This is a genomic window from Pseudorhizobium banfieldiae (assembly GCF_000967425.1).
GTDB classification, from domain to species: domain Bacteria; phylum Pseudomonadota; class Alphaproteobacteria; order Rhizobiales; family Rhizobiaceae; genus Neorhizobium; species Neorhizobium banfieldiae.
Map to the genome: position 1 here is coordinate 1,371,190 of NZ_FO082820.1, position 19,227 is coordinate 1,390,416.

The following is a 19,227-nucleotide window of genomic DNA, read 5'->3' on the forward strand; positions in this document are numbered from 1 at the left end:
GTGGGGGAGGCGCTTTTGCGCCGCCCTTATTCTTCCTTCAGCTTTGCGACGACAGCGCGCATCTCTTCCATCGCGGCAATCCGCTCCGGGGTATAGGCGAGGGAGGTGACGACCTTCTCTGCTGCTTCGAGGAGGGCTACGTCACCTGCCTCGATCATGTCGGCCGCTTCCTCAATGTCGGTCGGGAAGTAGTGGCCGGCGGCATCGATCAGGCTGTGGCGAAGTATCCTCGCGTAGTGACGCAGGCAGTCGACGACGAAGGGGATCTTCACGCCATAGGCCTCGCGGGCAATGCCGGTAGGCGGACCACCCTCCCTCGATAGGGGTGATGGGTGGCACTGGCACCCGCTGACCGTGCCGGTTGAGCAGGCATCGCAGATGTAAGGCAGATCCACATTCGGCACGGGAGCGCTGGCGATTGCAGCCACCTTTGCAGCGCAATCGGCGCAGTAAACGGACCCAACGCCACCTGCTTCGAAGCGCTCGGTTGCGGGCTTCTCGCAGCCATCGCTCGCACACATATGTGGAACGGGAGGTGGAGTGACGAGCGGCTTGATCGCCTCGATGATTGCGGCGATCGCTTCATGGTCGAGGTGCAGTCTCCCCTTGCCGGCCCACCACAGATAGACGCCCTCATGGGGGGCGGTATGTTGCGTGGCCTGCTCCAGTTCGGCGACGAGCTGGCGGACCCAGCCCCGGCTCAAGGAGGATAATCCAGACCGGAATGATTGGGTTGCTGGGAGAGATGCTTCCAGGACGGCCCTGGCCTCATCGCGGAAGCGCGGCCTGTCATGGACGCTGCTCCATTCATCGCCGGCCAGCGCAATGGCGCCGGCTTCCACCGCCGCATCCGTGATGGTCGACCCCGACCCGGGGTGAGGGATGTTCGTGGTGACGAGACCGCCGTCCTTCGATGCGCCGTGAGTGACGACGCGAGCCGGATGGTAGCCGGTGCTGCTCCCGCCTCTCGCAGTGGAAGAAACGTCGTCCTCTTCAGCGTGAGGTTCCACCCGCACCCCGACGGCAGGGTTGGGTGCGTTGCCGGACACCACTCGCTCGTGAGGGGTATTGGCATAGACTTCCACGGGCCCGGTGATGGGGATGAGGGGCACGCGAGAGGCAGCCATCTCGCAGTCCTGAAGGTACCGCTTATGGATCTGATCGTACCAGTACACCGAGGGCTCCTGGCCGTAGGCCTCGACCAGCGACATGAAGGTGCGCTGACGTGTATCGTCTGTCATTTCAGTGTTCTCCTTGGTTCATGATTGAGGGTGGGGTGGGTCAACTTTCGGCGACACCGTCCAGCTTGCGAAAGACGCTGCGGATGTCGCTTTCGAGATCGCCGTGCGGATCGTACCACTTGCCGTCGAGGCGGTCGCGGATCCGCTGCAGTGCTTCTGCCGCCTTGTTGACCGGGATGCCGTAGTGGATGCCGCACTCATGGCACTGCACTGCCACGACGAGGCCACGCGCCCCTCCCGTTGGGGAGCGGCGACGTTCGGCGCACGCATGGCACTTCGGTTGATGTGTCATCACCCGTCTCCTTTGTTGAACATTGCAGGAATGGAAAGGGGCGCCGCAGCGCCCCTAGAACAGTAGTTTGTAGAAGCCGTACCATGCGGCCAAGCAAAAGAGCCCGGCCCCCACCAGCATCTTGAGGCGTGTGGTAGGGCGCCATGGCCCGCGATGCTTCTTGTCCATAGGCATGTCGTGTCTCCGAGTTGGGTTGGGCTGCGAAGCGCTGCGCCACCCACCCTGCTCGAAGCCGCACGAGCGGCAAGTCACCTTGTCGACGGACACCCTCCAGCCGATGATGGAGAGCCCGTTCATGACGACGTCCGAGGACGAGCACTCAGGGCAGCGCACCTCTATCTTAAAGTTGGTTGCGTTAATTATGTCCATACCAGCTACCCCTGCGGGATCGGGGTCGGCGTCTTCTGCCGGCTGACCGGCTTGAAGCGCCCCCTGTTCCGGTAGATGCCATCCGACAGGTTGTCGAGGACGTACCAGCCAGACGTAGTGAACACGATGAGGACCATGTGCTTCTGGCCGAGCGCTTTCCCGCGGCCGAGCCTCATCGAGGTGACGGGGATACCGGCTTTCACCAGGCGGTCCAGCTTGGTGACCGCGAAGTCGTCGCAGTCACCCTGCCGTCCGCCGATGGTCCAGGTGTCCAGCTTCCCATCCGCCACCCACACCATGGAGCCGTTCACAGACTTGTTCACCTCCTCCAGCTTGGCGAGGTTGATGTCGGCCTCATGGAGAGGCGCCGTGTAGACTGACGTGTAGTACCAGGCACGCGGTCCAGCGACGGCGCTGCCGCCGAACGCAAGCCAGGCTGCGATGCCTATCGCTGCGCACCGAACGATGGCGGCGCGTCCATATCTCATGCTGTTCATGGCGGGTCTCCGAAAGGTTGGACACCCCCTCAAGGAGAGGGCGCGAGGTAGACAATTATGGCGACCACTGCGATCGCCAGCAATCCCATCCAGAAGTGACGGTCCGGGTTCATGGTCACACCCTCATCGGCATCAGCACATAGGTGATGCCCTCGAGCGCGCCGTCCTTGATGACCCCGGGTGAGCCGGCATCCTCGAGCTCCATCATTGTGCCGCCGTCCATCTGCCCGAGGATGTCGAGCAGGTAACCGGCATTGAATCCTACCTCGAGCTCGAAGTCGCAGGAGACGGGGATCTCCGTTGACGCGGTCCCGAACTCTGGATCGCGGCAGGTGAGCATGAGGTGGCCGGGTCGGAAGGTGAGCTTCACCGCCTTGCCGCGCTCCGTCATGACGGCCGATGCCTGCTTCAGGGCGTCGATGAAGGGCGCCGTGTGGATGGACGGGCGGTTCTTGTTCGCCGTCGGCATGACCCGGCGGTAGTCGGGGAAGGTGCCGTCGATCTGCTTGGACTCGAGCAGTTCGTCCTCGCCGATCGCAAACGAGATGGCGCTGTCCGTCACCCGGATGAGCGTGTCCTCCGGGCAGCCCTTCCGCTTCAGCATGCGCAGCACCTCACCGACCGTCTTTCGGGGGATGAGGACGCCCTTGCCCGGCATGGCGCCGGCCCCTGCGGGGACGTCCATCTCGTAGCAGCCGAGACGATGGCCGTCGGTGGTGACGAAGGTCAGCTTGTCGCGGATCTCGTTGATGTGCATGAAGACGCCGTTCAGGTAGTAGCGGGTCTCCTCCGTCGAGATGGCGAACTCGATCTTGGCGAGGATGGTGGCGAGCGTTGCCGACGGCAGCACGAAGGCGCAGTTCGACTGCTTCAGCTTCGCGCTGAAGCCGAGCTCGCTGACGAAGTTCTCCTCCTGGTGCGTCTGCTGCAGGGTGAGGTTGAGCTTGCCGATCGACGCGACAAGGCGGTCACCGTCCAGCACGAAGTTGATGTCGGCCGCATCCTTCACCTTGTCCATCACCGCCTTCAGCTTGTGGGCATCGACGAGGGCAACGAAGTCGGACTCGACCTTGCCAGGCACGAAGGTGGTGGTGATCATGTCGCAGTCGGTGCCGGTGACCAGCGCCCCGTTGCGGGTCGCCTTGATCAGCATGGTCGACAGGATCGGGATCGTGTTGCGCTTGTCGATCACCTTGGTGGCGTTCAGCACGGCCTTCTTGAAAACCGAATAATCCAGTGATGCCGTCGATACGGTGGCGGCGATGTTCGCAATGGCGTTCATGGGTCTCATCTCCTTGGGTCGCATGATTGCGGGGGTGGTCATGAAAAAAAGCCGGGCGCTTGGCCCGGCCTTTGGTTTAGGGGCGGACCCCTAAGTTTCGGAGGCGGTGCTTGTTGGCTGCCTCCATATCGGTGGCCTGCCGGCAGTAGCCGGAAGGGTTGGACTTGTGCCTCGCCACCTGGTGGAGCCGGCGCCCCTCCATCTCGCGGATGGTTTCCTGCCGTGACCAGCCGAGCCGCTTGCCTTCCGCCATGATGGCGTCGTTGATGGCGATCGGGTCGGCGGGGTAGCCGGGACATTCCATCGCCGTCACCCTCTGCTGGACGAGGAAGGCGAAGTCGGCGGTGTCGGCATAGGCTGAAGCCGGCATGGCTGCAGACAGGGCAAGCAGGGCAAGTCCAACGGTACGCATGGAGGTCTCCTATGGCGGTGAATGTTCAGCCGGATAGGAGAATGCCTCAACCTTCCCGAATTTCAACAGGGCGGAGTTGTGGTCCTTTAGGTGGCGGACGAACTCATCGGCCACTGCCGTGGTTGCGAGGCCGGGGTTGTCCGCCTGGATGGTCAGCTTGAGCTTGACCTCGACGATGTAGGTACGCATCACGCAGCCCAATCGGACCGGGGCGTGAGGTTGTACTTCTCGCCGAGCCACTTGACGAACTCGGCGGGATCCTCGTCCTGCTCCATGGCCTGCGTCACCCGCTCGGCATGGTCCGTGACCAGGTCGCCATAGCCCCACTGCTTTTCGGCTTCGGCACGGCATGCGGCAATGTAGTCGTCGGGACCGGGGCCCACCTTTTTGAAGTTGCGGCGCATGGGGTCGCTGTTGCGGGACCGATCGGCAGCGATCATGGCGACAATGAAGGGTTTCAGGTCCGGGTCATACCGCCCTTTATCGAATTGGTTGTCATTGCAGAGGGCATCCCAATCCAGCTTGGCACAGATGCTCGGCACGAACTCGAAGTCGTAGGCGCCAATGAAGTCAAAGCCCATGGCCTCCATCAGCTTCCATGCGCGGTCGCAGATGTCGCCAGCCTGGATGGAAATCATCCGCATGCCGGGGCTGCCGACCCCGTCAAACCAGTCGTCGATGTCCTTGTTGGTAGCCCTCGAGTCCAGCATCCACTCGTAGACGCAGAGCGCTCCTTCAACCTGGGCGTAGGTGTAGGTGCGGCGGTTGGCGAAGCGCTCGGGCTCCGGCTTGGTCAGGATTACCTCGGCAAAATGCACCAGGGTGTCGTCGTCGTAGCCAGACTCGTGCTCGGCAACGATCTTCTGGACAAGGTTCAGGAGGGTTTCACGATCGATGGTCATGTCTCTTCCTTTCGCATGGGTGCGGGGTGTTTCAGGGGGCGCTTACGGGCGCCCCTTGATGATGCTGTAGGCAGTGGCCTCCGCTACGGCGCGCGGGTCGATGCGGTCGGGCGAGAACGGCGTCCAGTAATCTTGCGATGCCGGGCGACTCATGGGGTGAACCTCATGCCGGAAGAACAACCGCTTGAGCGGGTCGAATGAAACATAGATCCCCGCGGGGCGGACGTTTGGCCTGAGAACGAGCTGCCCGTCCTTCCTGACATTCCAATAGTTCAAGTCGAGCTCCAAGGTTGGGTCAGCCATCGGGTGGTAACCGAAGATCGCCGTGTTCCGCGAAGTGCTGCAGGTATGGGAGGAGATCCTTAACCATGTCCTGCGTGAGGTGCATCCGCGTGTTGAATACCGTGCCAGGCAGGAAGGGGTGCTGTGTCCAGCCTCGGTCGGGCAGAAGGATCTTCGGGTCGGCGTCGTCGCAGCCAAGCCAAAGAGACGCCTCGTTGGCGAGTGAGGACTCCTGCAGGCTACAGGACACGCCGGAGCGATCGACGAACTCAGCGACCACGAAGCCCCGTTGGGTGGTTTTCATCGCGAGAGGCATCACTGAGTCTCCAGCTTGGTGCGCAGATCGAGAAGAGAGCTGCCGACTGAAGCCAGCCAGGCTGTCTGCTCCTCCTCAGTGTACCGGTACCAGTCTGCGCCCTCGTCATGCTCCTCGCATTCCTCGCCGTCCGGCCCGAGCCAGCGCCCTTCATCAATGCAGCCGGGGAGGATCTCCTCGATGACGGAAAGGACCATGGCCTTCTCCGCGCGCAGCCGTTCAAGCTCTGCCTTCGATCCCGTCGGCAGCAGCTCGGAATCGTCGGCCAGACCGTAGAGGGTGATGGCAGAGGAGATGAAGTCTTCACCTTCGAGCGGGATGTCCACGCCGTCCAGCATGTCGAGGGTGTCCGGTTTCTCAAGAGACCCCGCGTAGTCCGTAGAGACAGCAAGAGCTGCCTCCTCCTCGGTGTTGGCAGGGGTGTAGATGGTCATGCAGACCCATACCTCGGTGCCAATCAGTTCGCGTTCGTCATCCATGATTGTTCTCCTGCGTGCCATGGTTGGCTGGTGTTTTACGAGAGAGGGAGGCAGCCCCGCGGGGCGGCCGCCATGATGTAGCGGTACTCGTCCGGACTGTTGCGTTTGAGCCAGTCCAAAGCCTCAGCTTCCAGGCCGCCCGGGTTCTTGTCCGCCTCGTAGCAAACGTGGTCCCAAACAGCGTCGTCGTCGGGAAAGATGCGCGCCTCGTCGTCCTTCTGGAGCTGGTACTCAGCGTTTACGGAGCCGTCGCAGTGGAAGATAGCCCAGCCGAGAGGCATAGAGCGCTCGTTGATCCTGTCCCGAAGCCTTTCCTGTGCATCTGCTAGAACGAGGTCTCCGATGGAGGGCATGTCACTCCTCCACCTTGGTGAGCTGATCGAAGGTCCATTCCTCGCCGTCCTCGTCGAGGAAGACGAAGCTGCCGCCGCGCTTGACCGGCTTCTGCTCGTCCCAAATGACGTCGCTGCCGTTGCCGTCGTACTCAACCTCCGTCCCGTCCTCCGATATGGACTCGAGGCCGACGATGCAGGGCACCTTCTCCAGAATGCAGGTGATCGGCATGCCGTTGGGTGCTTTGAACTTGGGCATGTCACGCGCCCTCCGCTTCGCTATTGTTGCCGTAGATCGAAGCCTCCTCCTCGATCTCGAGAACGTCGCCTCGTTGTGTGGTCATGAAGCCGTGGCCTTGGCCGCCAGCCTCAATGAAATTCTCGAGCGAGGTGAGCAGGTTCTCTGCGATCTTCCGACTGTCTGCATCGGCACTTGCTTCACCCTTAAACCGGAGGGTGATCCAGACTTCCTGGTCCATGTTGCGTCTCCTTCTTGCCATAGGTGGCGGGTTAGATGCTGATGTTGATGCACTCGCCGAACGGCGGCGATAGCGTGGCGACGTCCTTCGACGAGCGGCCATAGACACCCCACAGCACCGGCATGGGTGGCTCATCGCCGAAGTCATAGACTCCCATATCGGTGAGGTAGATGCAGGCTCGAGCGTCTGGGAACTGGTCGGTGATCTTCTCGAAGGTATCCGAGAAGGCCGTGCCTCCACCGCCGGCGGGGTTGATGGTGAGCTCGTCGCCGTTCTCGAACTGGTCGATGCGGGCAACGGAGGCGTCGGCATAGATCACGGTCAGCTTGTCGACCGCGCCTTCCTGATAGGCACCGTTCACCTCTGCGGCGAAGTCCTTCAGGATGTCGTTGTCGATCGAGCCGGATGTGTCGACGGCAATCACGATGTGGCTGACGCCGTCCGAGATCAGGCCCGGGGTGATGATGCCGTGCGGAATCATCCGACGGTTAGGCTTGTGCCAGGCAAAGTCCCTCGTCATGGACTCGTCGATGAAGCGCCGCAGCACCGCACGCCAGTCCACCTTGGGAGCAAGCAGCTCGTCTATCAGGCGGGAGAGGGAAGCCGGGAGCTTGCCGGCTTGCGCTGCCTTGGCAACCATGGCTGCCTGCCGGATCTTCGTCTGCATCTCGGCCTGCAGTTCTGCCTTGGCTGCCTCGTCGTTCTGCGGGCAGCCGTCAACCGTGGTGCCGCAGCCGCCCCTGTCGCCCTGTCCTTCGCTCGAGTCATCGCCATCGTTCTCGTCGTCGAGCAGACGGTAGATCTCTTCGGCAGACAGGCCGGTGTAGCGCGGGTCGATCAGGCCGATCTTCGGCATCTTGCCGACGCCGCAGGCAACGAGCTCGCCGTTGATGGCGTAGTCGCATGCGTCGTTGAAGCGGCCGGGCTTGCGGTGGCCGCGACGGATGTGGTGCTCGAGCGCATTGTGCATGACCTCGTGGGCACGGACGAAGACGACCTCGGGTACCGTCAGATCCTCGACGAACTTCGGGTTCCACCACAGGCGGCGGCCATCGGTTGCCATCGTGTCGATCTGCGGGTGGTCGGGCTCGACCTCGATCATCTCCAGCTGCGCATTGAGCACGCCGAAGAATGGGTGGTCCCACAGAAGCGAGGTCTGCGCGGCGAGCATCTTGTCGGCCGGCGACAGTTTGGGCTGTGCCATTGCGGTTCTCCTTGATTGGGGTGGGGTGATGGGGCAGGCCGTCACGTTATCGGTAAAGGAAGTCGCCGAAAGGTGAGGCGACCGCCGTCGCGGGTGCCGGATCCGGTAGGGAAGAGCGACTATCAGCCAGCGATGCGGCGATGCAGCGCGCCACCTCCTCCGGGCCGATAGCACGCTTGGCCAGCTCGATCTGCGCGGGGGTGACCGGCTTCTCCTTCTGCCAGGGGCTGACCTTGGTGTAGCGGCGCTTGGCCGTGCCGCTGAAGGCACGCTTCCTCGGGTCGTAGGTGATGTCGATCACCTGCAGCGCCGACTTCTTGCGGCGGTCGGTGACCTCCCATCGGTATTCGCCGCGCTTGCGGACATTGAAGCCGGTGGTCATGAGGCTTTGATCCTTAATGCCAAGGCCATCGCCTTTGCGATGTCCTCCGGTGAGAGTTTCGATTTCAGGATGCTGGAGATCGTCCCTTCCATGACGGGGGAGTCGTCGAGCCATGCGTCGGGGTGAACGTCCTCGTTCTTCACCTCCCGCGGGATGCCGAGTTGGGCGAGACCGGATCGGTTGCGCTTTCCGTCGAGCTCGCCGATGGGGATGTTGCTGGCCGACCACTTGCGCTTGCGAGGGTCGAAGACCAGCACCCAATGGGCAGTCGTCTTGTCGCCGCGGATGCCGTTGAAGTACCAGCGGAGATCCGTGGTGGATGGAGAGCGCGGGGCTGTCTGCTCCGGATGGAACGGGCCAAACACCTTGCGGATGATAGGCATCATTTCCTCCCGTGGGTGAGGGACAGGGCGACGCAGCGCGCCACCTGTTCCGGGGTGAGTTGGGACTTGAGCAAGTCCCTCAGCTTGCCGCTGCCGTTGACCTCACGGCCAAGCCCGAAGAGATCGCCGGGCTGCTGGAGCTTTCTCCATTGGCCCTCGTTCGGCGCCGCCCCGTTGGAGGCGCCGAACAGTCTCGTATGGGCGTGGTAGATGAGGCTCAACTTGCGAACCTCACCTCCCGTCGTGCGGCCGGCGAAGGTGAAGACGATCTTGTCGTCTTTCGCCTTCACCTTGATGGGACCGAGCAGCCACACGATCGACGCGGCTGTCTCCCGTTCCTCAGCCAATGATCACGTCCTGATTTTCGGCAGACCAGTTGATGAAGGCCTGCGTGTGGGACAGGCCCGGGTCACGGCGCACCGCATCGACCATGAACATGATGCGGAAGTCGCGCGCCGGCAGCCGCTTCATGTAGGCGTCGGCATTGGCCAGCGTCCGCTGGTCGACCTTGCGTGCCAGACCTGCGGCGATGGCGAAGCGGGCCGAGACATCCTCCGGCAGCGGTGCGCTGTTCGGGTTGGCGAGCACCAGGTCGAGCGACGGCAGCCCCTGATAGACACGGACGAAGCCCTCGAACTCTGCCGCTGCACCATCGCCGACGATTCCGCTGACCAGAGAATAGCGGCGGCTGGTCTTCCTCTCCTTGTCTGCCTGCTCGCTCGGCTTGATGTACTTGAATGCCTCCTCCCATGCCCGGGGCGTCGGGAAGGCGCGCTGGTCTGGCGTGTCCGGCATCTTGTGGATCAGCTCCGGACGGAAGCGCAGGAAGGCGATGCCGATCGGGTCGACGCCCTTCTTGCTGAAGTGCATGAGGTGGACGTTGTCGTGGTTCGGGCTGAGGTCCGGATCCACATCGATGTGAGCGAAGCGGTTGGCGAGCGCCGTCGGCATGCGCTGTGCTGCGGCACGGTCCGACTGGCGGTTACCGGCTGCCACCACACGCCAGCCAGGCGGCAGGGTATAGTCGCCAACCTTGCGATCGAGAACCAGGCCGAACATGGCGGCCATCATCGAGGGAGGCGCGGCGTTCAACTCGTCGAGGAAGAGGATGCCTTCCTCGCCATCGCGCTCCACCTGCGGGAACTCGTCCGGCACCTTCCACTTAGTAGTGTCGCCGTGCAGATCCGGCAGACCCATGAGGGCGACCGAGTCACGGGTGGATGCGCGGAAGTCAACCAGTCCCCACTTGCGTTCCTTGGTAATCTGCGCCGTGGCCTGGGACTTGCCGATGCCGGGCGGTCCCCACAGGAAAGCCGGTGTGTTGCCGTCGAGATAATCCTGAAGGTTCAGAACAGCTGTGCCGATGTGCATGTCTTGTCTCCTTGGTGTGCCATGCGTGGCGGGGTTGGTAGCTGGCCGAGTAGCCGCACCCTTGTGAGGTCGGCGAAGTCGGCAGGGGAAAGCAACGTCTGCGCTGCAAGAGCGAGCTTGTCCCGGGGGAAGCGGGGAAAAGCGAGGTTCGGATATTCGTCGAAATTGGACGGTATCAGGTAGTCGTTGAAGTTGCTGGAGTGGGTGGGCACCCGACCGGGATAGACCGGACGGTGACGTGCCTTGACCCGCTTCTCGAAAGTGTCGACGTGCACCTCGTAGCGGTGGGTGAGGCCGGTCTCTTCCTCGTCAAAGGCGAACCAGAACTTCAGCTTGGTGCCGGTGATCTGCCGGGCGTAGGGACCGTAGAGCGCGCCCTTCATGGGTCACGTCCAGACGATGCGGTCAGGGAAGAGAACGACCGGGCCGGAGATGGCCGGGATGGACTCAGGATCAAGCCCGGGCTCGCGGGTCAGCGCATTGTTGCGGTAGATCGCGGTGCCCCTGATGTTGCGGATGTGTCGACCGTTGATGCTCGACGTCTCGCCGACGAACATATCCCTACGGTTGCCCTCAAAGAGCACGGCCACATGCTCGAAAGGCTCGTCGAAAACTCCGGCCATCGCGCGCTTCAGCGCCTCGTAATTGGAGGACTTGCCGGCGATGGTGACGAGCCGTTCCTCGGTTGCGCCGAGCACCGGGATGATGAGCATTCGAGTTTGCGGAGGAGGCGGCTGTGTCAGCTTGCCCATTTCATTCTCCTGTCGTGCATGATTGCTGGGGTGAAAGTTTAGGGGATGGCGAGGTAGCCGGGGCCGTAGCACTGGCGGCATTCCAGCCTATCGAAATCGTAGCCGCGAGCAGCTGCACGATAGAGCATCATCAGCTGGCCCTCTCGCTGCCTAGTGCGGCGTAGCCGGCTGTTGATGGTCGGCTTGGCGTCTAGCTCATCGAGCGCGAACGTGCGGCCGCAAGCGTCGCAGCAAGCAGTCTCGACTATCTCGCACCCGCAAGTGATGCAGCGGTCGCCTCCGTCCATGGCAGTCTCGCCACAGTTTTCGCAGGACCACTCATCCTCGTCATCTTCATCGCCAAGGATGGGGTGCTCGTCACACTTGGGGTCTTGGACGAACTCGCGACCACGGAAAAAACATCCGCAACTGAGTGTCACGATGGAGGGGGAGGGCATGTCGTTCTCCTGTGGTGCATGATTGCGAGAGAAAGGGGACGCCACCTGGATGATGAGCGCCCCCCTCGTGTGTGCGGCGGAATAAGGGATTACTTCATGTCGACCTCCGTTCGCTGTTGGTCCTCAGGGTGAAACCCTGCCCGGCAGTGCGGGCCAGGCAGGATTGGGATCAGGCGAGGAAGCCGGAGACGGTGTCGAGGATCGACTGTGCCTCGGCGGCCACGTCGCGGCGCTTGCCCTCGTCTTCGCGAAGGACGGACGCATCGTATTCGGCCAGCGGTTTCAGCTGCTCGGCCATGGCGGCGAGCTTCGGGTCGCCGGTGATGTTGAGGGCGGGCAGGATCTTGATCAGGTCGCGGACGTTCTCGACCAGCGAGTCCCGGAAGATGCCCTCGGCCTTGTCGCCCTTGCCCTTGGCGGGCTTGTAGGCATTCAGCCGTTCGACCATGCGGCCGGCGACGTCGGCGACGCGCTTGTAGACGTCCTGCACGGCGGCGGTGGTCGCCTTGGTCAGCTGCTCCTCGATGTCGGCGCGGATGATGGATGCTTGCGCCTCGCTCATGTCGACGCGGAAGTCGGAGGAGGAGGGGACCGGCATCACCTTGCAGTCGAGCGAGAACTTGGCGCGCAGCGTGTCGACGTCCGGGTAATCCTCGTCCTTGAACATGCCATTGAGGCGGACTCGAGCATCATTCACATAGCCCGGATACTTGGCGAGGAAGTCGTTGACCGCGTCATCGAACTTCACCTTCTGCTGGCGGATCCAGCCCATGTGGGCGAGGTAGGCCTCGGCTGCCATGATGCGGCTGCCGTTGTCCATCCACGGCAGGGTGCGCGTGAGGAAGTCGGTGCGCGTGGCGCTGACGATCTTGACGATCGGCTCGAGCGCTTCCTTGGGCAGGAGCAGCTTATTGTAGCGTCCGGCGTCGGCCGCGGCGTTGTGCTGCTGGTTCACCTCGTCGGTGATCTCGCGGTCGAGGCGGCGGCCGGACCATTGCGAGATGGACAGGCTCACCAGCATTGCCCGGGTGGACAGGGAAGCGGTGGCGGCGGGTGCAATGGGAGTCATAGCGTTCATGTCAGTCTCCGTTGGGTGCCATGATTGGCGGGGTGAAGTCGGTAGAGTCAGGCGGGGCGTAGCAGCTCCGCAATCAGGACGGTGATGGCCGCGCCGATGAGGAGGTCGACGTACTCGAGTCCCATGCGGCGAAGCGCGAGAGCTGCGACACATTCCGCAAGCGCGATGAACAGGATCAGGGGTCTCAGCTTCATAGGGTTTCCTTCTGGATGCGAGGGCGATCCTACACGCACGGATGCGTGGGGAGAAGTCAGGCAACAAGCGAGGCGCGGGTTGCCCTTGCGATCTCCTCCGGCGGGAGGAGGGATACGAGGAAGTCTACCAGCTTGTGCGGAAGCGGAACCTCGTGGTCGAAGGACGCCTCGTTATCGTCCGCGCGATAGAGCGTGGCGTAGAAAGTCCGGTGCTGGACGTCGTAGGAAAGCCGCCACCAACGGCGCATGCCCTTGGGCTTGGAGTCGTAGACGGTCCAGTCGATGTAGGCGTCAGGAGCGAGGTTGTCCGGGGTGATATTGCCAAACAGGTGGCGGAGGCGGTCCGGGTTCATCCGACGATCTCCCCTTCCTCGTCGAAGGTGTAGTCGGCGAGGGCTTCGTCGACCGCCTCATTGGACATGAGGTATTCGTCCTCCTGCCGGAGCTGCTCATAGATCCAGTCCATGAAGGCGCGGAGGGTGGCCTTGACCTCGGATTCAAACTCAAGGCGGAGGAGGCGGTGCTTTACGAGCATAGCTCTCCATACCATGGCCTGCAGTCCGCTAAAGTCGCGGTCATCGTCGTCGCGATAGACCTCGATGCGAGTGCAGCCTGAGTGGTAGTAGCTGCCGGAGTGCTCGACGTGCACGGATAGATCCGGGATGAGCCCCAGGCATCGCTCGGAGAAGTCGGCCAGGTCCAGCGCGATCTCGTGCAATTTCGTGTCGAGCGGGGCGTGCTCCATGACGGCGGTCAGGGAGCCGATAGGATCCTTGACCGGGTACCAGTTGCCCTCGAAGCACGCGCCATCCCCTTGGCAGGAAAAGCCGGAGAACCAGATCTGCGGACCGCTGATGATGGCACCGCTGGCAAGCGTGTGGTGCTTGCGCTTGATCTGGATGCCCATCATGGCGGCGATGGTGTCGGCGTCTTCATAGATCGAGTCCCACCAGTCGTAGTCGATGCCCGTGGCGCGATAGTCGTCGCGCGCCTTTTCCTTGGCGCGGTCGGACAGTCCGTCGAAGGAAAACTCGGTCTGCTCGTCCTCGACGTCGCCCATCTCGGGCACAAGCGCGAGGGCAGGCTGGTTGACGTAGACGGGGGCACCTCCCGCAATGGCGCGGTTGACGGCGCGGGTGAGTGCTGCGCGTGCGGCGTTCATGTCAGTCTCCCTGAATTGCGAGGGCTTCGTCGCCGAGCTGGTTGTAGAGGGCGTCGATGATGGCGAAGCGGCTGCGATAGACGGCCAGGTCGCGCTGGTATGCGTCAGGCTCGCCGATGTAGTCGCGGCCATTGGGTGCCGTCTCGCCGAGCGAGGTCATGACGGAGCGAAGATCCTGCCGGACGGCAATGCGCGCCTCCACGAGGGCGTCGCGGCTGGTGCCGTTGAGGTTGACGATCGGGCGCATGAGGTCAGCCATTGCGTGCCTCCCTGAGGATGCGGAATACCTCGTCGCGAGCTTCAGCGCTGGTGGGCTCGCGGCCAAGGCGTGCGGCCAGCTTGTTCCAGATCGTGTCCGGGTTGTCGTTGCGGACGGTGACGGTGACAGTGACGGCCATCAGCCCATCCTCCGGTTGAGTTCCTCGCGGGCAACCGCGGCGTACTCGTCGCGTCCGGCAATGGTTTCGCGGCGGATGATCTCGGAAAGCTGCGCGGTGGTCGCGTTGCGGCAGAAAGCGGCGAAGTCGTCGCGGTCTGATTTCGAGGGCGTGGTCATGGTCTCTCCTTGTGCATGATTGCGGGAAGGGGTTGCGCGTCCGGGTGCGAGGGCTGGAACGGATCGCGCTATAGGTCCAGCCGGTGGTATTGGTGCGGGGCTTTAGGTTCCCCGCGCATGGCGGATCTCCGTGCGAGGTGGATCGGGGCGGTGGATTACGGCTAGACCCGCGCGGCGGCTTCGAGGACGCGCAGATATTCCGCCCAACGATAGGCGGCCACCCACATGGCGAGGATGAGCGCGACGATTGCGACGCTCCAGACGAAGCCGGAGTCAAGCAGGTCGGACATGCGCGGCCTCACGATGGGCTCGACGCGGATGGTGCGGCGGCGCGGCTTCACGGGCGCACCTCGACATGGCCGCCGCCATAGGCGAGCAGCTTTGCGGTCGAGATGGCGCGCTTGCGGCTGGCGAATGTGTCCAGCGTCGAGGCAAGGCCGCCGGGCAGCATCACCGCCAAGCACCAGCGATTGCCGGTGCGGCGGCGACGGCGCGCGACCACGTAGGTGTAGGGGATGGGCTTTTTCACGGGGATCTCCTCAGGTTCGCATGATTGCGGGGGTGGTGACGGCTACTCGTGCCACGGGCGGCCGGTGCAAGCCTCGATGTTGCCATCGGTGGGCAGCAGGTCCGCAAGCGGGCAAGCGGGGACGAGGTCGACGTCGATCGGGGCGATAGCCTGGCACTGCGGGAACTCGTCCTCGTGCAGGCGGTAGATCTCGCCTTGCTGGCCTTGGCAGCCGATGCCGATCAGGACGGTGTCCGGATAGGCGAGCGCGGGAGAGGGCAGCAGGAGCGCAAGCGCTCCCGCATACTGCACGAAGCGGATGGCAGCGCCCGGCACGGTGCGGTGGATCTGGCGAACCGGGCGCTGCCCGACCGGCCGATAGCTCGACGATACGCAGAACGAGAACGTCAGGCGGCCGATTTTCAGGAAGCGGATGCCGCCCACCCTCATGGTGGACACGTTGAGGAACCGGATCAATGGACTGCCTCCAGAATGCGAGCGCGGGATAGGCGAGCGCGGAAGGCGTCGTCACGAAGGATCATAGCCCCCACCTCGTCGCGGAAAGCATCGGCCTGTTCGTCGCGATGCGTCGCGAAATACGGATGGCGGAACGGTGGTGGTGCGTCCGGGCGAAGGACGGACTCCGGCCTTTGCGGTCTCATTGCAGGTCTCCTTGTGTCGCATAGTTGCGGGTTCCGGCGCGTTGCCGCGTCAAGGCCAGTGCCTGGCCCTCACGTAGGAACGCGCAAAGGTGGGGAACCATGTCCCCACCTCCGGCGGTCATCTTATGAGCCGCAGATGCTTTCAGGCGGCCTTCTGGATCTCCTCCGTCTTGGCGGCCGGTGCGGCCTTCGGAGCCTTGGCAGGTGCAGCGACGATCGGAGTCTTCGCCAGCGTCAAGGCGCCCTTGACAGCCTGCAGAACGCGCGGCGAACCGCCATTCTCCTCCAGTTTCTTGACGACGGACTCGAGGTACTTGACCTCGTCGAATGCAGCCGCTGGCTTGCCCTTCGTGGCCTTTTCGTAGTTCGCCGGTGCGATTTCCATCGCTTGCGCCATGTCGGATTTCTTGCCCTTGGCAAACTCGAAAACGCGCGCCTTGTCGTCAAACTTGACCTTGCCGAAAGCGGTCGACCACGAAACCAGTCCGCGGCGATAGTTCGCCGGAGTGACAGCGTAAAGCGCGTTCAGGTACTTCGGATCATTGTGCAGCTCGACATGGTTCAATGCCGAATAGGCCAGCTGGTGCTCCTTTTCCGTGAACGTCGCGGCGGCCTTCACAAAGCCCTTGATTGCGTTGTTGAGCTTGGAACCGGTGAGAACAACAAACTTGGTCATGATCTTAATCTCCATCGTTGGCATGATTGCCGGGTTAGTGCCGTTTGCACCTGAAAAGCCAAAAGAGGCTTTGCAGCTGGAAACGTGAAAAGGCCACCAGAGGGAGTCCGGTGGCCTTAGAAACTTGTCGAATTTTTCGGTTTTCAATCGCTTGGATTGACCATGCCTGTATCGGTTGAGGTTTGCAGCACTGAAGCCAATGAGGCTTTGCCGAGTATCTTTCCGCCACCTACGGCATTTTCGCCGCTGTCGTGCTTCTGGCTATTCCTATGAAGCAAGTCCGTTGCTCCCTCAGTGCATGGTTACATGCTTTGCCAGTTCTCCCACCAACGATTGCCCAACACACTCAACTTTGCAGTCTCGCATTGGATCGCTTTAGCCGGAACCTTCCCCGATACAGGTGATTTGTTGTCCGCTCCCTGTCGCGCGTCCTTCCCTATGTGCTGCAATCCGGCTTTGTCATGCCGAATCACCTCACGGTTGCCCTCTTCGTAACCGCGCTTTCCGTTGCTCCCTTTGCCTCTTCAATCCCTTGTCTCCACACTTGCAAAGCAAGTCACGAAACCAGTGCACCTAGAAGGCTAGGGCGGAAAACCGTCATCTTGTTTTCAAAGAACCGACGAAACCGACGAAGCCGGAACCGTCCAAAGCCCGAAACATTCGCGTTTCGTTGTGAGCAAGATAATACGATACGAATTGAAAACAACCGGAAAAATACAGAAAATACCGTTTGGCCCGTTATCGCATTGAAATTGCAGCAAATAAAAAATTCAAATCGTATCGCCTTTGCGTCGTCTCAGCTCATTACAGCTGGCCAAAAACAGGCCAGAAAATCGGGCAAATCGGATAGCCTAATTCGCTGAAAACAAACGATAAAAGGCGTTTGCTTTTGCCTCTGAGCTTGTCCCCGGCTTAGTGCCTGGCTCAATGCCTGGCTAACTCCCTGCCATGCTGGCCAAACTGGCCACCCATTGCCGGAGAAAACCGGTGGCGATTCTCCAGTGCACTCGCCCCAGAACAACCGCCACCAATCCCCGCAAAGGGAGAGAGGGAGAGGAGAGGAGAGAGGGGAAGGCGTGACAGCTGGCTATTGCGTGGAACAACGGAACGAGTCACACAGCATTCCAGAACGTCGGATTGCGCCTAGACGCCGCGACGCTTCATCCCCTCACCTGCTCACCTGAAGGCGTGCCGCTTGCGACTGGCCATCCCCGGCTAGACCTTTCGCCACGCCTTGCCGCTGGCCAGCTGGCTACCTGATGGCCATTGCCACCCATGCCGGACCATGCCGGACAAGGCGTTCCAGCGTCATTCAAAGCGAAAGAGCGTGAAAAGCCTTGCAAATCAAGGCGTTGAGAGGCCCCACGGGTAGGTTCTTCCGGAAGGGGGGCGGCCCACCGCGGGTCGGCGGCAGCGCAGTATTTGAGCGGTTCCGGGCTTTTCATTTCGAGGGTTCGGATTCGCGAAAAATTCCTGGCGAAGGTGGCGATGCGCGGGGAATGAATTTGCTGAAACCGCGCAACGAAATGGGGTGATCCCACGGGGCGGATAGAAATGATCTTGCGCAGATCCCATCGCGCAGGGGCGAACTGTAGAATAATGCTTTCGTTTGAGGGGTGGCGAATACGATGCGTATCGTGAAGCGCGGCACCAACCTGTTCCTGGTCCTGAGGATGAGGGACATGGCAAGGCACCTCAGCAACGATCGCGGGCGCACTGAGCTGCACCGTGGTGTGATCGACGCCGGTCGCCGGATGAAGACGATCAACCAGAAGACGGTCCAGCGGCAGATGGCGCTGAAGCCAGGCAACTACGGCAGCTATGTCGTCGCCGGCACGAGGGGCATCCCCCGCAAGAAGACACTCAGCTACGAGATCTTCGGCGTCAAAGGCGGCGCGAAGATCGAGCAGTATAAGGGGCTCATGTCGGTGAAGAGCAGCGGTCGTGCTGCCCGCCGCATGAACGCCGGCCGCGTAACTTCTGACCGAGGGACAGTGAGGTCGGGAGTGTGGAACAACCCGCGCGTCTTCAAACGGTCGTTCGCGACCGGGACCGGGTTTTTCGCGATGCGGCCACCGAGCGCCGGGACGTCAAGTCGCGCTCCGAAAGCGCTGTGGACTTATGGCTCGAAGCCTGGGCAGCCCCGAGGGGCAGACGGGCGCTTCGCTCCTTCGGGAACGAGGTACGGCAAAGTCCGCCGGCTGTTCGGTCCTTCCCTGATGAAGGAGATCCCGAAGGATGATTCCTTGGATGTCTTCCTGAGACACGGCCCGGCGTTGCTCGAGCGGCACGTCGGCAAAAGGCTCACCAAGCTGATGAGGTTCTGACATGGCACCCCGGACGGAAAAGACGGCGCCGCCGAAAAAGTCGTCCACCCGCAAGCCGGCACCGAAGAAGCCGGTGGCCGAAAAGAAGCCGAAGGCTGAGAAGCCCCGCGACGATCTCGCTGGCGTGGTGATGTCGACGCAGGGCATGGCCGCCGTTCTCGGGGTCACCCCGCGATGGCTTCAATCGCTCGTGAAAGACGGAACCATCCCATCGCTGGGCAGAGGGCGGTTCGATCCGACCGCTGTGTTCCAGGCCTATGCCGCCTTCCTCAAGGAGGGCGTCACGAAGAAGACGGGCAACGAAAGCCTGGACGAGCTCCGCAAGGAAAAGGCCCTGACCGAGCGCCTCAACCGCGAGCGGAAGGACCGAACGCTGATCGAGCTCGACGAGGCTCTAGGCGTCATCGACGAGGTGACCGGTATGTTCGTTGCGTCCCTCAACGGACTTCCGGCGCAGATCACGGGAGTGCCGCGGGAGCGGCAAAGGTTGAATGACATCTTCGATAGTGAGAGGCTCCGGCTCGCGGATCGTTTCGCCAAAAAGCGGGAAGCTCTTCGCTCGGGTAGAGAAGATCCTGACGCCGAGGCCGAGGACGACGCCGATTGAGTGGGCGAAAGCCGAGCGAGTTTATCCCGAAACAGCTGGCCATCC

At 62.2% G+C, this 19,227-nt stretch carries 35 protein-coding genes; 2 read left to right on the top strand and 33 right to left on the bottom strand.

Annotation, left to right across the window (positions count from 1 at the left end; translation table 11 throughout):
• Positions 1–26: 26 nt before the first annotated feature.
• The 33 genes from NT26_RS06690 to NT26_RS06840 form a co-directional block, all read right to left on the bottom strand.
• On the bottom strand, positions 27–1,241 hold the full coding sequence (locus NT26_RS06690) for a hypothetical protein (RefSeq protein WP_052638012.1): 1,215 nt from the start codon (positions 1,239–1,241) through the stop codon (positions 27–29).
• A 40-nt stretch (positions 1,242–1,281) separates the two neighbouring features.
• Complete coding sequence (locus NT26_RS06695) at positions 1,282–1,533, bottom strand: hypothetical protein (RefSeq protein ID WP_052638013.1); 252 nt, start codon at positions 1,531–1,533, stop codon at positions 1,282–1,284.
• A gap of 374 nt (positions 1,534–1,907) precedes the next feature.
• On the bottom strand, positions 1,908–2,399 hold the full coding sequence (locus NT26_RS06705) for a transglutaminase-like cysteine peptidase (RefSeq protein ID WP_052638015.1): 492 nt from the start codon (positions 2,397–2,399) through the stop codon (positions 1,908–1,910).
• Positions 2,400–2,514: 115 nt separating this feature from the next.
• Positions 2,515–3,681, bottom strand: a complete 1,167-nt coding sequence (gene dnaN / locus NT26_RS06710; protein WP_052638016.1) for a DNA polymerase III subunit beta — start codon at positions 3,679–3,681, stop codon at positions 2,515–2,517.
• Between the two features lie 76 nt (positions 3,682–3,757).
• Positions 3,758–4,093, bottom strand: a complete 336-nt coding sequence (locus NT26_RS06715) for a hypothetical protein (protein ID WP_052638017.1) — start codon at positions 4,091–4,093, stop codon at positions 3,758–3,760.
• A gap of 9 nt (positions 4,094–4,102) precedes the next feature.
• Positions 4,103–4,282: a hypothetical protein gene (locus NT26_RS06720; RefSeq protein ID WP_052638018.1), complete on the bottom strand. Its 180-nt coding sequence runs from the start codon at positions 4,280–4,282 to the stop codon at positions 4,103–4,105.
• Positions 4,282–4,995 (bottom strand): hypothetical protein, encoded by a 714-nt coding sequence (locus NT26_RS06725; protein WP_052638019.1) that lies wholly within the window; start codon positions 4,993–4,995, stop codon positions 4,282–4,284. The genes NT26_RS06720 and NT26_RS06725 overlap by 1 nt, the downstream gene beginning before the upstream one ends.
• A gap of 42 nt (positions 4,996–5,037) precedes the next feature.
• On the bottom strand, positions 5,038–5,298 hold the full coding sequence (locus tag NT26_RS06730; RefSeq protein WP_052638020.1) for a hypothetical protein: 261 nt from the start codon (positions 5,296–5,298) through the stop codon (positions 5,038–5,040).
• Positions 5,291–5,593, bottom strand: coding sequence for a hypothetical protein (locus NT26_RS06735; protein WP_052638021.1), 303 nt, complete (start codon positions 5,591–5,593; stop codon positions 5,291–5,293). Before NT26_RS06735 ends, NT26_RS06730 begins: the two co-directional genes overlap by 8 nt.
• Entirely contained in the window at positions 5,593–6,072 is a 480-nt protein-coding gene (locus NT26_RS06740) for a hypothetical protein (RefSeq protein ID WP_052638022.1), read from the bottom strand. Before NT26_RS06740 ends, NT26_RS06735 begins: the two co-directional genes overlap by 1 nt.
• A 35-nt stretch (positions 6,073–6,107) precedes the next feature.
• Positions 6,108–6,425, bottom strand: a complete 318-nt coding sequence (locus NT26_RS06745) for a hypothetical protein (RefSeq protein WP_052638023.1) — start codon at positions 6,423–6,425, stop codon at positions 6,108–6,110.
• 1 nt (position 6,426) lies between these two features.
• A complete protein-coding gene (locus tag NT26_RS06750) occupies positions 6,427–6,663 on the bottom strand; it encodes a hypothetical protein (protein WP_052638024.1) in 237 nt (78 codons plus the stop codon).
• A 1-nt stretch (position 6,664) separates the two neighbouring features.
• On the bottom strand, positions 6,665–6,883 hold the full coding sequence (locus tag NT26_RS06755; protein ID WP_052638025.1) for a hypothetical protein: 219 nt from the start codon (positions 6,881–6,883) through the stop codon (positions 6,665–6,667).
• A 31-nt stretch (positions 6,884–6,914) separates the two neighbouring features.
• Positions 6,915–8,087, bottom strand: a complete 1,173-nt coding sequence (locus NT26_RS06760) for a vWA domain-containing protein (RefSeq protein ID WP_052638026.1) — start codon at positions 8,085–8,087, stop codon at positions 6,915–6,917.
• A gap of 46 nt (positions 8,088–8,133) precedes the next feature.
• Entirely contained in the window at positions 8,134–8,469 is a 336-nt protein-coding gene (locus NT26_RS06765; protein WP_052638027.1) for a hypothetical protein, read from the bottom strand.
• On the bottom strand, positions 8,466–8,855 hold the full coding sequence (locus NT26_RS06770) for a hypothetical protein (RefSeq protein WP_152338589.1): 390 nt from the start codon (positions 8,853–8,855) through the stop codon (positions 8,466–8,468). Before NT26_RS06770 ends, NT26_RS06765 begins: the two co-directional genes overlap by 4 nt.
• A complete protein-coding gene (locus tag NT26_RS06775) occupies positions 8,852–9,199 on the bottom strand; it encodes a hypothetical protein (protein WP_052638029.1) in 348 nt (115 codons plus the stop codon). The genes NT26_RS06770 and NT26_RS06775 overlap by 4 nt, the downstream gene beginning before the upstream one ends.
• A complete protein-coding gene (locus tag NT26_RS06780; protein ID WP_052638030.1) occupies positions 9,192–10,223 on the bottom strand; it encodes an AAA family ATPase in 1,032 nt (343 codons plus the stop codon). Before NT26_RS06780 ends, NT26_RS06775 begins: the two co-directional genes overlap by 8 nt.
• Positions 10,199–10,606: a hypothetical protein gene (locus tag NT26_RS06785; protein ID WP_052638031.1), complete on the bottom strand. Its 408-nt coding sequence runs from the start codon at positions 10,604–10,606 to the stop codon at positions 10,199–10,201. Before NT26_RS06785 ends, NT26_RS06780 begins: the two co-directional genes overlap by 25 nt.
• Positions 10,607–10,609: 3 nt before the next feature.
• Positions 10,610–10,975 carry a hypothetical protein gene (locus NT26_RS06790; RefSeq protein ID WP_052638032.1) on the bottom strand — a complete coding sequence of 122 codons (366 nt, stop codon included), beginning with the start codon at positions 10,973–10,975 and terminating at the stop codon, positions 10,610–10,612.
• 38 nt (positions 10,976–11,013) lie between these two features.
• Positions 11,014–11,412, bottom strand: a complete 399-nt coding sequence (locus NT26_RS06795; RefSeq protein WP_052638033.1) for a hypothetical protein — start codon at positions 11,410–11,412, stop codon at positions 11,014–11,016.
• 169 nt (positions 11,413–11,581) lie between these two features.
• The gene (locus tag NT26_RS06800; RefSeq protein ID WP_052638034.1) at positions 11,582–12,490 is read right to left on the bottom strand and encodes a hypothetical protein; all 909 of its coding nucleotides are present in this window, start codon (positions 12,488–12,490) and stop codon (positions 11,582–11,584) included.
• 47 nt (positions 12,491–12,537) lie between these two features.
• Positions 12,538–12,684: a hypothetical protein gene (locus tag NT26_RS22700; protein ID WP_156157133.1), complete on the bottom strand. Its 147-nt coding sequence runs from the start codon at positions 12,682–12,684 to the stop codon at positions 12,538–12,540.
• A 56-nt stretch (positions 12,685–12,740) separates the two neighbouring features.
• Positions 12,741–13,037: a hypothetical protein gene (locus NT26_RS06805; RefSeq protein WP_052638035.1), complete on the bottom strand. Its 297-nt coding sequence runs from the start codon at positions 13,035–13,037 to the stop codon at positions 12,741–12,743.
• Positions 13,034–13,846: a hypothetical protein gene (locus NT26_RS06810; protein WP_052638036.1), complete on the bottom strand. Its 813-nt coding sequence runs from the start codon at positions 13,844–13,846 to the stop codon at positions 13,034–13,036. Before NT26_RS06810 ends, NT26_RS06805 begins: the two co-directional genes overlap by 4 nt.
• Position 13,847: 1 nt before the next feature.
• Positions 13,848–14,105 carry a hypothetical protein gene (locus tag NT26_RS06815; RefSeq protein WP_052638037.1) on the bottom strand — a complete coding sequence of 86 codons (258 nt, stop codon included), beginning with the start codon at positions 14,103–14,105 and terminating at the stop codon, positions 13,848–13,850.
• Positions 14,098–14,244 (bottom strand): hypothetical protein, encoded by a 147-nt coding sequence (locus tag NT26_RS22705; protein ID WP_156157134.1) that lies wholly within the window; start codon positions 14,242–14,244, stop codon positions 14,098–14,100. Before NT26_RS22705 ends, NT26_RS06815 begins: the two co-directional genes overlap by 8 nt.
• Entirely contained in the window at positions 14,244–14,402 is a 159-nt protein-coding gene (locus tag NT26_RS22710; RefSeq protein WP_156157135.1) for a hypothetical protein, read from the bottom strand. The genes NT26_RS22705 and NT26_RS22710 overlap by 1 nt, the downstream gene beginning before the upstream one ends.
• Before the next feature lie 161 nt (positions 14,403–14,563).
• Positions 14,564–14,692, bottom strand: coding sequence for a hypothetical protein (locus NT26_RS23275; protein WP_280136227.1), 129 nt, complete (start codon positions 14,690–14,692; stop codon positions 14,564–14,566).
• A gap of 47 nt (positions 14,693–14,739) precedes the next feature.
• Entirely contained in the window at positions 14,740–14,931 is a 192-nt protein-coding gene (locus tag NT26_RS06825; RefSeq protein ID WP_052638039.1) for a hypothetical protein, read from the bottom strand.
• 42 nt (positions 14,932–14,973) lie between these two features.
• Complete coding sequence (locus NT26_RS06830; protein WP_052638040.1) at positions 14,974–15,387, bottom strand: hypothetical protein; 414 nt, start codon at positions 15,385–15,387, stop codon at positions 14,974–14,976.
• On the bottom strand, positions 15,384–15,572 hold the full coding sequence (locus NT26_RS06835; protein WP_052638041.1) for a hypothetical protein: 189 nt from the start codon (positions 15,570–15,572) through the stop codon (positions 15,384–15,386). The genes NT26_RS06830 and NT26_RS06835 overlap by 4 nt, the downstream gene beginning before the upstream one ends.
• 142 nt (positions 15,573–15,714) lie before the next feature.
• The gene (locus tag NT26_RS06840; protein WP_052638042.1) at positions 15,715–16,248 is read right to left on the bottom strand and encodes a hypothetical protein; all 534 of its coding nucleotides are present in this window, start codon (positions 16,246–16,248) and stop codon (positions 15,715–15,717) included.
• A gap of 1,628 nt (positions 16,249–17,876) precedes the next feature.
• On the opposite strand from NT26_RS06840, the gene NT26_RS06845 reads away from it, so the two are divergent.
• The gene (locus NT26_RS06845; protein WP_052638043.1) at positions 17,877–18,575 is read left to right on the top strand and encodes a hypothetical protein; all 699 of its coding nucleotides are present in this window, start codon (positions 17,877–17,879) and stop codon (positions 18,573–18,575) included.
• 1 nt (position 18,576) lies between these two features.
• A complete protein-coding gene (locus NT26_RS22715; RefSeq protein WP_052638044.1) occupies positions 18,577–19,182 on the top strand; it encodes a hypothetical protein in 606 nt (201 codons plus the stop codon).
• Positions 19,183–19,227 lie beyond the last annotated feature (45 nt).